Source organism: Candidatus Symbiopectobacterium endolongispinus, assembly GCF_018777385.1.
Taxonomy (GTDB): Bacteria; Pseudomonadota; Gammaproteobacteria; order Enterobacterales; family Enterobacteriaceae; genus Symbiopectobacterium; species Symbiopectobacterium endolongispinus.
This window is the reverse complement of the sequence record NZ_JAFJYB010000002.1, coordinates 761,401-773,232: the sequence shown is the minus strand read 5'-3', so window position 1 is coordinate 773,232 and position 11,832 is coordinate 761,401. Positions and strand designations below refer to the sequence as shown.

The window sequence follows — 11,832 nt, the reverse complement described above, 5'->3', positions numbered from 1 at the left end:
GAGTTGCAGGAAAGCGATAAGTGGTTCGGATGACCCCACACAGTCAGCGCACGTGCAATTTGAAGTATCACGGGTGTAACACATAAAATTGAGGCGCATTATAGCTAATCTCAGCGACTTGTCATAAAGTTGCGGCGTTAAAACCTTTGAACAGATAGGCACTCTTGATGATTGGTGTTTCCCAACTGTACGTTCATCCGGTCAAATCCTTGCGCGGCTTGCAACTTTCCCATGCTTTGGCAACGCCCAGCGGTCTGGCGTATGACCGTTCATTTATGGTGACGGAACCCGATGGGACCTTTATCACTGCACGTCAGTTTCCCGAAATGGTGCTGTTTACACCGGCGTTGCTACCTGACGGCCTGTTCCTCACCGCACCTGACGGCGCTCAGGCTTTAGTACGCTATGCGGATTTCGCCCACACACCAGAGCCCACAGAAGTCTTGGGCACGCATTTTTCCGCCTGCATCGCACCCGATAACATCAACCAGTGGTTGAGCGGTTATTTTAAACGTCCGGTACAGTTGCGCTGGGTTGGCGACATGCCCTCTCGTCGCGTGAAGCGTTTTCCCGACATTCCGTTGGGTTTAGCCGACGGTTACCCTTATCTGTTGGTCAATGAAGCCTCTTTTCAGGCACTGCGCCAGCGTTGTAGCGCGGGGATCAAGCTGATTCAGTTACGCCCTAACATTGTGGTAACCGGCGCTGATGCCTTCGCGGAAGACGGCTGGCAGACGGTGCGTATTGGCGAGGTGACTTTTGACGTTGTCAAACCGTGCAGCCGCTGCGTATTGACCACCGTGAGCACCGAGCGTGGGCGCAAGCATCCCTCGGGAGAGCCGCTCGCCACGTTGCAAGCCTTCCGCACGGCGGAAAACGGTGACGTGGATTTTGGTCAGAATATGGTGGCACGTCAAAGCGGTATCATTAGGGTGGGCGATAGCGTCGAGGTGCTGGCAACCAAGCCACCGAGTCTCTATGGTGCAGGAACCCCTGCCGCAACGCTGGAAGCGCCGGTTCAGGCGGAACAAGGCCTTTCCCTGCACTATCGGGGCAAAACGCTGCCTGGGAATAATCAGCAAATTTTGTTAGAGCAACTAGAGCAGCACGGTGTGCGCGTGCCCTATTCTTGCCGGGCGGGCGTGTGCGGTTGTTGCAAAATGACGCTGGTCAGCGGTGAGGTTTCGCCCCTAAAGCGGGGTGCCGTGCGCGAGGATGGCACTATTCTGGCGTGCAGTTGCGTGCCACAGGGAGACCTGGTGCTCGCCTGACAAGAATCTTTACCCTACACAACCTTGGCATAGGGGAAGGATGCCGATGGCATCGCCCCTGCCAGCGCGCTCTGCTGGGGCAACAGGCGGTCATGCATGATTTTAATCGCTTCGCCTAGCTGCATCGTTTTGCCGTTAAGCATCAGCGCCTCTTGAGCCAACACGCACAAGCTGGCTTTTTCACCGCGATCCACCACCATAAAGCAGGCAATTTCCTGGCTTTCAGTCAGCATTACCCAAACCGCATCGCCAATTTGCGGGGCCTGCTGTTCATGGGGTTGCTGCGCAAAATACCAACTCTTTGGCATCAGGGGTTTTAAATAACTGTGAGCCACCAGCGCATTTAATACCAGCTCTGCCTGCAATTCATGCTGCAACGAAATAGGCTGACATTTTTCCTGAAAGGTGAAAAACAATGCGGCGTCATCAACACAAAATGATACGGGGGCAAACGCATCTGGCGTAAGCATTTTGGCCGCAAAACGAGAACGAAATACCATGCCGTTGGCTAAATCCAACATCATACGATCGTGTTCCGCATCAAAATACCAGCGCCAATTGTCGTCAGGTTTTAACTTCATATTATTCACCTTCCCCCTGGGCTATTCATCGACGCCATTGCGTCTGCACACCACATACCATTGCCATCCTTGACAAGAAAACAGGTAATATCCTTCATACGCTCGGTGAGGGTATGTCAGTCGCGTTTTTTGTAAAAAAAATATTAATTGCACAAACGAGTAAAATATAGACTAGCTGGGGGAATAAATAAACCCCCAACGAGAAATGATGTGATGAAAAGATTAAATATGGGTAATGATATCTTTAATCAAGTGCGGTCCATGGAAAATAAAGCCGGAATATATCTGTACCAGGGATGGCACCCGCGGCCATTTTTTCCCGTGCGGCCATAAGTGAATCGACACCGCCAACGCCAATAATCGGCAAACGGCCATTCAATTCTTGCGCCAAACGACGAATAACTTCGGTGCTGCACTGCTGTAACGGACGCCCGCTTAACCAACCGGTTTGCCCACAATGATTTAATCCCTGAATCAAGTCACGATTCAGTGTGTTATTAGTGGCAATCACCCCATCAATGTTATGGCGCACCAAACTATCAGCAATTTGGATCAATTCTTCCTCAGAAAGATCCGGCGCGATCTTCACGGCGATCGGCACATATTTCTGATGCTGTTGCTGCAATGCTTCTTGTTTATTTTTAATCGCCTGCAACAGATCGTCCAGCGCGTCGCCGTATTGCAGTGAACGTAATCCTGGCGTATTCGGTGAAGAGATATTGATCGCAATATATCCGGCATGCGCATAGACCTTGTCCATGCAGATCAAATAGTCATCTTTACCCTGCTCTACGGGCGTATCTTTATTCTTGCCGATATTAATTCCCAGCACGCCGCCAAAATGGGATTTTTTTACGTTCTCGCTCAGGTTATCAACGCCATGGTTATTAAATCCCATGCGGTTAATTAACCCTTCCGCTTCCACAACGCGAAACAGACGCGGTTTATCATTACCGGGCTGCGGACGCGGTGTTACCGTACCGACTTCAATATGACCAAAACCCATTGCGCCCAGCGCATCAATACAATCGCCATCTTTATCCAGACCGGCGGCTAAACCGAGTGGATTTTTAAAAGAGAGGCCCATGCAGGTAACAGGTTTGGTGGGAACTGATTGGCGAATAAGAAATTCAAAGGGGGTATTAGATAAACGACGTAACTGCTGGAAGGTAAATTCGTGAGCCCGTTCTGGATCGAACTGGAAGAGTGCCTTCTTGATTACGGGATAGAACATAGTGTCTCCTGAGATCCCAAAAGTCATGCATGCAAAAACAAGAATAAAGCGGGTGACTTCCTGACGCACGGCTGGGAATGGTAATGAGATCGAGAGGGAAAGTAAAACACTTATCACAGAAAACAGGTTCCCGCTTGACGCGGGAACCTTGAGTACAGATTAGCCTTGCAGCGCCTTACCAATTTTCTCAAACAGATCGCCAGAGAGGTTATCCAGCGTTTTCAATTGCTCCAGTGACTGGCGCATCAACGCCTGACGTGATTCATCGTAGCGTTTCAGCCGGATCAGTGGCTCAATTAACCGAGCCGCTACCTGCGGATTGCGGGTATTGAGATCGCTGAGGATCTCGGTCAGGAAACGGTAGCCCCCACCGTCCGCGGCATGAAACGCTGCCGGATTGGCGCTGGCAAACGCACCTACCAGCGCACGCAGGCGATTGGGGTTATTCAGGCTGAATGAACGGTGGTGCAGCAACGCTCGCACCCGTGACAGCACGTCACTGGCCGGACTGGTGGCTTGCAAGGTAAACCATTTATCCATCACCAGACCATCGGTGTGCCAACGATCGTCAAACTGCGCCATCAACGCATCGCGCACCGGCAGTTGAGCACTCACCGCACTGGAGAGTGCCGCCAACGCATCCGTCATGTTGTCCACCTGCTGATACTGCGCGCTCACCAGCGCATCAGCCTGCGCCGCTTCGCCAAACGCCAAATAATAAAGGCATGTGTTGCGCAGGGCACGTTTGCCAATATCAGCATGTTCGATGCGGTACTCAGCGGTAGCGTTAACCGATACACCGCTAGCCACTCATCGGACAGCTCCGCCATTTCGTTTTCGCTGGGCAGCGTCAGAATTTGTGCCGCCAACATCGGATCCAACGCAGGATCCAATAATACCCAACGGAACGCATCGGCCAGATGCAGCGGCAGCGAGAGCGGTTGGTGTTGCTGATAGCGTGCCACGTTGAGGCGAATATGGTTCGCCAGCAGGCTTTGTGCCGCATCCCAGCGCGAGAAATCATTGCGGGCGTGGCGCATCAGGAAAGTCAGTTGCGCATCGCTCCAGGCATAGTTGAGTTTAACCGGAGCAGAAAACTCTCTTAATAAAGAGGGGATCGGCTGACTCGGCACATTATCAAACACAAACGTCTGCTCTGCTTCGGTCAGGTTTAGCACCGAATCGATCGTCTGACCGGCATATTGCAACGGAATCACGTTGCCCTGCTGATCGTACAGCTCAATATCCAACGGAATATGCAGCGGGCGTTTTTCCTGACCATCCGCGCCTACGGGCGTTTTTTGGCTGACTGACAGCAGATATTGCTGCGTTGCAGCATTATAATCATCGCGCACCGTCACCACCGGCGTACCCGACTGGCTGTACCAACGGCGGAACTGTGTCAGATCCACTCCAGAGGCATCTTCCATCGCCCGCACAAAATCATCACAGGTGGCCGCACTACCGTCATGACGCTCCACATAAAGCCGCATGCCCGCCTGAAATTTATCCTCACCCAGCAACGTATGCAGCATGCGGATCACTTCCGAACCCTTCTCGTACACTGTCAGGGTGTAGAAGTTATTCATTTCAATGACCTGATCTGGGCGGATCGGATGCTACATCGGGCTGGCGTCTTCGGCAAACTGCGCACCGCGCATCACACGCACGTTGTCGATGCGGTTTACCGGGCGCGATCCCAGATCTGAGCTGAACTCTTGATCGCGAAACACCGTCAGTCCTTCTTTTAAGCTGAGCTGGAACCAGTCACGGCAGGTAATGCGGTTACCGGTCCAGTTGTGAAAATATTCATGGCCGATCACCGCTTCAATGTTCAGATAATCTTTATCGGTAGCGGTTTCTGCCTTGGCAAGCACGTATTTGGAGTTAAAGACGTTGAGCCCTTTATTTTCCATCGCGCCCATATTAAAAAAGTCCACCGCGACGATCATATAGATGTCGAGGTCATACTCCAGACCGAAACGGGTTTCATCCCACTTCATAGCATTTTGCAGCGAGGTCATCGCCCAGCCAGCACGATCGAGGTTGCCGCGATCGACATACAACTCCAAGGCCACTTCGCGCCCGGAAAGGGTGGTAAAGCTGTCGCTGAGCACATCGAAGTCCCCCGCCACCAGCGCGAACAGATAGCACGGTTTCGGGAACGGATCCTGTCACTCAACCCAGTGTCGACCATCATCCAGGGTGTCCTGTGCGATGCGATTGCCGTTGGAAAGTAAATAAGGATAGCGAACCGGATCGGCGGTGATACGCGTGGTAAAGCGCGCCAGTACATCGTGGCGATCCAAATAATAGGTGATGTGGCGGAACCCTTCCGCTTCACACTGGGTACAAAGCGCAGCACCAGATTGGTATAATCCCTCCAGCGCGCTGTTGGCGGCGGGGTTGATCTTTGTGACGATGCTGAGCGTGAAAGAGGCAGGCAGGTGCGTTAAAACCAAGCCATAATCCTCAACCTGATAGTGCGGCCAGGCTTGACCATCCACTGTCAGGCTTAACAGCGTCAGCCATTCACCGTCCAGTTTTAACGGCGCCCCCGCCTATCCCTGCCGAACCACCTGGCTCACTGCCGTGACGTGCTTTTTCTGCGCATCCAGAACAAAATCAAGCGCGATATCGCTGATGGTATAGTCCGGCGCACGGTAATCATGACGGTATTTTACTTGTGGCTGTTGATTCATAGATAGGATGTTTACACCTAACTCTTTGCTTTGACAGTTCAGTTTATGCCTGTTACAACGATGTTGCCATCATTAAGAGCCTATTCCAGTAGGCGTAATTGGCGCAGCCAGTTTGGTCACGGACAGCGTGCAGAAACAGGAGCGTACACGGAGTATGTGAGGATTTCGAGCACTGCCCAAGACCAAAATGGCAAGTAAAATAGCCCTAATAGAATAGGCGCTAAGTGAATGAGAATAATAGCCGGGCCAGAGCACGAAAGGCCCTCTCTTTTCTGGTCAAATTATGATGTTATCTGGTGATAGCGACAATGCAGCGTGAATCAAGGTATACTCACCGAACGTTGCTGATGATTTTGATAGTGGAAACGCGTCTGACAAGGATGCTGTAACGCATTATGACTTTACACCCTTCCCCGATTTTGAACTCATTGCTGGATACGGATGCGTACAAGCTTCATATGCAGCAAGCGGTGTTTCATCATTATTATGATGTGGACGTTACAGCGGAATTCCGCTGCCGCGGCGATGAGCTGTTAGGGAGTTATGCAGAGGCTATCACCGCGCAGATTGCGCTGATGAGCCAACTGTCACTCAGCGACGATGAGTTCGCTTACCTCTCTACGCTGCCTTTTTTTACCGCAGATTATTTACAGTGGCTACGCCATTTCCGCTTTAACCCGCAGCAAGTTACCGTGAGCAACCATCACGGCAAACTTGATATTCGCATTCGCGGCCCGTGGCGCGAAGTGATTTTATGGGAAGTTCCCTTGCTGGCGGTGATCAGTGAAGTGGTGCACCGCTCGCGCACGCCGGACGTTAGCGCCGTGCACGCCGTGGCGCAGTTGCGCCGCACGCTGGCGCAGTTCCGTGAACGCAGTCAGGGTATCGACCTGAGCCATTTCAAACTGATGGATTTTGGCACCCGGCGTCGTTTTTCCCGCGACATGCAACACGAGATCGTGAGCGTATTACAGCAAGAATTCCCCTATTTGATTGGCACCAGCAACTACGACCTGGCGCGCCGCTTGGGGCTGACACCGGTGGGAACACAGGCGCATGAATGGTTCCAGGCGCACCAGCAACTCGGCGCAACATTGGCTAACAGCCAACGTGTCGCACTGCACGCCTGGTTGGTGGAATACCCCAATCAGCTTGGTATCGCGCTGACGGATTGCATTACCATGGATGCGTTCCTGCGCGATTTCGATCTCGATTTCGCTAATGCCTATCATGGTCTGCGCCATGATTCCGGGGATCCGATCGATTGGGGCGAAAAGGCCATCGCGCATTATCAACGCTTAGGCATTGACCCCATGAGTAAGACGCTTGTGTTCTCCGATAACCTGCATCTGGAAAAAGCGCTTACGCTTTATCGCCATTTTTCTCAGCGTATCAATCTGGTGTTTGGCATCGGCACGCGGTTGACCTGCGATATTCCAGGCGTTACACCGCTGAATATCGTCATCAAACTGGTGGAGTGTAACGGTCGCCCGGTGGCGAAACTCTCCGACAGCCCCGGCAAAACCATCTGCCATGACGCCGCATTTATTTCCGCACTACGCAAAGCCTTCGATCTGCCGCGTATCAGAAAAGCCAGTTAGTCTCCTCGACTGCTCAGTATTTAACCCAACGTTACCGGAATGCGTAAAACTTGACGCATTCCGGTGATTTCTGCTTGTGTCCTGCCAGACGGCAAGTAACATAGCAAATCACCCTTAGGGGTTGACTCGTTAAATATCATTCATTGAGAAGAGAGAATTTTATGAGCGTAGTGCCTGTAGTCGACGTACTGCAAGGCCTTGTCGCCGTTGACAGTGAAGTCACCGTGCGCGGCTGGGTACGTACCCGGAGAGATTCTAAAGCCGGTATCTCCTTTATCGCCGTCTATGACGGTTCCTGCTTTAATCCGTTACAGGCGGTCGTAAATAATAATCTTCCCAATTACCAGAATGACGTTCTGAAATTGACCACCGGCTGCTCTGTGATCGTCACGGGTACCGTGGTTGCGTCGCCGGGTGAAGGTCAGTCTTTCGAAATTCAAGCCACCGCCGTTGAGGTGGTGGGCTGGGTGGACGATCCGGACACCTACCCGATGACGGCAAAACGTCACAGCATTGAGTACCTGCGTGAAGTCGCGCACCTGCGCCCGCGCACTAACCTGATCGGTGCCGTAGCACGCGTGCGCCATACGCTGGCCCAAGCCATTCACCGCTTCTTCCATGAGAACGGTTATTTTTGGGTCTCTACGCCGCTTATCACTGCGTCGGATACCGAAGGTGCCGGTGAGATGTTCCGCGTTTCCACGTTGGATCTGGAAAACCTGCCGCGTACCGATGCGGGCAAAGTGGATTTCAGTGAAGATTTCTTCGGCAAAGAGGCTTTCTTGACTGTTTCAGGCCAATTGAACGGCGAAACCTACGCTTGTGCGCTTTCCAATGTGTACACCTTTGGCCCCACGTTCCGTGCCGAAAACTCTAACACCAGCCGCCATCTGGCGGAATTCTGGATGATCGAGTCGGAAGTGGCCTTTGCGACTCTGGACGATGCCGCAGCGCTGGCAGAAAGTCTGTTGAAATATTTGTTCAAAGCCGTGCTCGAAGAGCGCGCTGATGACATAGCGTTTTTTGCTGAGCGTGTAGATAAAGAAGCGATCAGCCGTCTGGAAAACTTCATCAGTGCAGATTTCGCCCAGGTGGATTACACCGATGCTATTGAGATCCTGCTCAATTTCGGACACACCTTCGAAAATCCGGTGTTCTGGGGCGTCGATCTTGCCTCCGAGCATGAGCGTTATTTGGCAGAGCAGCACTTTAAAGCGCCGGTGGTGGTAAAAAACTATCCGAAAGACATTAAAGCTTTCTATATGCGTATGAATGAAGACGGCAAAACCGTCGCAGCCATGGACGTATTGGCACCGGGCATCGGTGAAATCATCGGTGGTTCTCAGCGTGAAGAGCGTCTGGCACAGTTGGACAGTCGTCTGGAAGAGATGGGACTTAATAAAGAAGATTACTGGTGGTATCGCGATCTGCGTCGCTACGGCACCATTCCGCACTCCGGTTTTGGCCTCGGATTTGAACGTCTGATTGCCTATGTTACCGGTGTACAAAATGTGCGCGATGTGATCCCTTTCCCACGTACTCCACGTAATGCCAGTTTCTAAATACGCATTAAACATAAGTAAAACAAATAACTAGAAAAAAGGCCGCGAATATTTCGCGGCCTTTTTTCTTTCAGATAAGGCTCACAAAGTTCCCTAAGATTTACAATTTGAAACGCAATCCTTCTTTTTGTTACCCGATTACGAACTTAGTATCATTTTTAGGGTAGATTAACGGGCGAGTGAATGGAACACTGCGTTCAGACACAGGAGGACACCAAACTTCCAGTGATAGTTCCGTAAGAGTTTTATTACTTTTTTCGAGAAATTGTTGATGGCAGCGGCGGGTGTCTTAAAACACCAATGAGGGTAATAATGATGAAACGCAATATTCTTGCAGTAGTAATCCCGGCTTTGTTAGCTGCGGGCGCAGTAAACGCAGCAGAAGTGTACAACAAAGACGGCAACAAACTGGACCTGCACGGTAAAGTTACCGCTAAACACCGTTTCTCTGATTACAATGGCGAAAATGGTGACAAATCTTATGAACATCTAGGTTTCAAAGGCGAAACTCAGATCAACAGTGATGTAACAGGCTACGGTCGTTACGAAGCTGAATTCGCAGACAACAAAGAAGAAGGTTCTAGCGTTGCTACCCGTTATGCCTTCGCTGGTCTGAAAATCACTGATTTCGGTACTATCGACTACGGTCGTAACATGGGTATCGCATACGACTCTTTGGCATATACCGACGTTATGCCTGAGTGGGGCGGCGATCAGTCCAACTCTGACAACTTCCTGACTGGCCTTTCTACTGGCGTTCTGACCTACCGTAACAAAGATTTCTTTGGTCTGGTTGATGGTCTGAATTTCGGTCTGCAATATCAAGGTGCTAACAACCCCACTACGCTGAACGAAGGTAAGGACCGCAAACTGTCGCGTCAGAATGGCGACGGTTGGGGTACTTCTGTTGAATACGTATCTCCTGTAGGCGTAGGCATTGTTGCTAACTATGCAGCAGTAAACCGCACCAATGAGCAAAACTCTCGGTCTGTTTCAGGCCAAGGCAAGAAAGCCGAAGCTTGGGGTACAGGTCTGAAGTATGATGCCAACAACATCTATGTTGCTGCCATCTACTCTGAACTGCGTAATGTATCCTTCGTTGAAGGCATTCCGAGCACTGTTGCTCCGGGTACAACTTTTGACGCATTTTCAGACAAAACTGAAGTTTTCGAAGCTGTTGCTCAGTATAACTTCGACTTCGGCCTGACACCTTCTCTGGGTTACGTTCAAGCTAAAGCCAAAGGCACAGATACCTCTACTGGTATTTCTGGCAACGACTACATCAACAAATACGTGAGCTTGGGTGCAACCTACGCATTCAACAAAAACTTCTCCGTATACTCTGAATACGAAATTAACCTGATCAAATCTGACAACCTCTACGGCATCAATGATGATGACAAAGTTGCTGTTGGTGTAACTTATCAGTTCTAATTTCGTTTTATCACCACTGCATTACGCAGTCTGGTAACGAAAAAGACAGGGCCTCGTGCCCTGTCTTTTTGTTTTCTGCGACCTGACTATTAGCGCCATTTATGGCTATCGCGCCTGCCACAATTTTTCCTGTTATTTCACCCGCATTTTGATCGCAAACGGTTGGCAAAGCGTATGGCTAGCGGTAACCTGAAGGTTCTTGCCTAACCTCTGTCTGTCATGGAATAGCCATCAATATTTGAATATATTACTGCCGCTGATCCGATTCTTGTCCTGGCCGATCTGTTTCGCGCCGACTCTCGTCCACAAAAAATCAACCTGGGTATCGGCGTATACAAAGATGAAACCGGAAAGACACCGGTGCTGGCCAGCGTAAAAAAAGCAGAACAATTTTTGCTGGAAAATGAAGCCACCAAAAACTATCTCGGGATCGATGGCCTGCCCGAGTTCGCCCTGCGTACGCAAGAGCTACTGTTCGGCAAACAAAGCGCGATTATCAGTGAAAAGCGTGCGCGTAGCGCACAGACACCTGGTGGCACCGGTGGCCTGCGTATTGCCGCAGAGTTTATCGCCAGCCAGACCTCCGCTAAGCGTATTTGGGTAAGTAACCCGAGCTGGCCCAACCATAAAAACGTATTTCAGACTGCCGGGCTGGAAGTGTGTGATTATCACTACTACGATGCCGCTAACCACGCGCTGGACTTTGATGGCATGGTAAAAAGCCTCGAAGCGGTTCAGGCGGGCGACGTGGTGTTATTCCACGGCTGTTGCCATAACCCGACCGGTATTGATCCTACGGCGCAGCAGCGGCAAGCGCTGGCTGACTTGTCCACTCAGAGGGGTTGGCTGCCGCTGTTTGATTTTGCCTATCAGGGCTTTGCTCGCGGGTTGGAAGAGGATGCCGAGGGTCTGCGTATTTTCGCTGCTTCCCACACGGAATTACTGGTCTCCAGCTCCTATTCGAAGAACTTTGGCTTGTATAACGAACGTGTCGGTGCCTGCACCCTGGTCGCGGCCAATGCCGATGTGGCAGACAAAGCGTTTAGCCAGGTGAAATCCATCATCCGCGCCAACTACTCCAACCCACCGGCACACGGTGCAGCGGTGGTGGCGACCATCCTCGGCAAAGAAGCGTTGCGTACTCTATGGGAACAGGAACTGACGGCGATGCGCGAGCGTATCCAACGCATGCGTCACCTGTTCGTCAATACCTTACAGGAAAAAGGCGCGACGCAGGACTTCTCCTTTATCATTCAGCAGAATGGCATGTTTTCGTTCAGCGGCCTGACCAAAGATCAAGTATTGCGTCTACGCGATGAGTTTGCGGTCTATGCGGTGAACTCTGGACGGGTTAACGTGGCAGGTATGACGCCGGAAAATATGGCTCCGCTGTGCGAAGCCATTGTGGCCGTGCTGTAATATGCCGCCAGGCATCCCCTGCTAATCG

General features: G+C 51.3%; 6 protein-coding genes and 2 pseudogenes. 5 read left to right on the top strand and 3 right to left on the bottom strand.

Features of this window, described 5'->3' with window-relative positions; genetic code table 11:
* The first annotated feature begins 167 nt into the window (after window positions 1-167).
* A complete protein-coding gene (locus tag JZM30_RS10490) occupies window positions 168-1,271 on the top strand; it encodes a YcbX family protein (protein ID WP_252318577.1) in 1,104 nt (367 codons plus the stop codon).
* Window positions 1,272-1,285: 14 nt separating this feature from the next.
* Here the strand turns inward: JZM30_RS10490 and JZM30_RS10485 are convergent, their stop codons facing one another.
* The 3 genes and pseudogenes from JZM30_RS10485 to pepN all read right to left on the bottom strand — a co-directional run bounded on the left by JZM30_RS10485 (window position 1,286) and on the right by pepN (window position 5,788).
* Complete coding sequence (locus tag JZM30_RS10485) at window positions 1,286-1,852, bottom strand: cell division protein ZapC (RefSeq protein ID WP_252318575.1); 567 nt, start codon at window positions 1,850-1,852, stop codon at window positions 1,286-1,288.
* 222 nt (window positions 1,853-2,074) lie between these two features.
* Window positions 2,075-3,086, bottom strand: a pseudogene (pyrD, locus tag JZM30_RS10480) (quinone-dependent dihydroorotate dehydrogenase).
* A 159-nt stretch (window positions 3,087-3,245) separates the two neighbouring features.
* A pseudogene (gene pepN, locus JZM30_RS10475) lies at window positions 3,246-5,788 on the bottom strand (aminopeptidase N).
* A gap of 395 nt (window positions 5,789-6,183) precedes the next feature.
* Between pepN and pncB the strand changes: the two are divergent.
* The 4 genes from pncB to JZM30_RS10455 all read left to right on the top strand — a co-directional run bounded on the left by pncB (window position 6,184) and on the right by JZM30_RS10455 (window position 11,804).
* Window positions 6,184-7,389, top strand: a complete 1,206-nt coding sequence (gene pncB, locus JZM30_RS10470; RefSeq protein WP_252318574.1) for a nicotinate phosphoribosyltransferase — start codon at window positions 6,184-6,186, stop codon at window positions 7,387-7,389.
* Window positions 7,390-7,550: 161 nt separating this feature from the next.
* Window positions 7,551-8,951, top strand: a complete 1,401-nt coding sequence (gene asnS / locus JZM30_RS10465) for an asparagine--tRNA ligase (protein WP_252318572.1) — start codon at window positions 7,551-7,553, stop codon at window positions 8,949-8,951.
* A gap of 312 nt (window positions 8,952-9,263) precedes the next feature.
* Window positions 9,264-10,385 carry a porin gene (locus tag JZM30_RS10460; protein ID WP_286673527.1) on the top strand — a complete coding sequence of 374 codons (1,122 nt, stop codon included), beginning with the start codon at window positions 9,264-9,266 and terminating at the stop codon, window positions 10,383-10,385.
* 234 nt (window positions 10,386-10,619) lie between these two features.
* Window positions 10,620-11,804: an amino acid aminotransferase gene (locus tag JZM30_RS10455; protein ID WP_252318826.1), complete on the top strand. Its 1,185-nt coding sequence runs from the start codon at window positions 10,620-10,622 to the stop codon at window positions 11,802-11,804.
* Window positions 11,805-11,832: the final 28 nt, after the last annotated feature.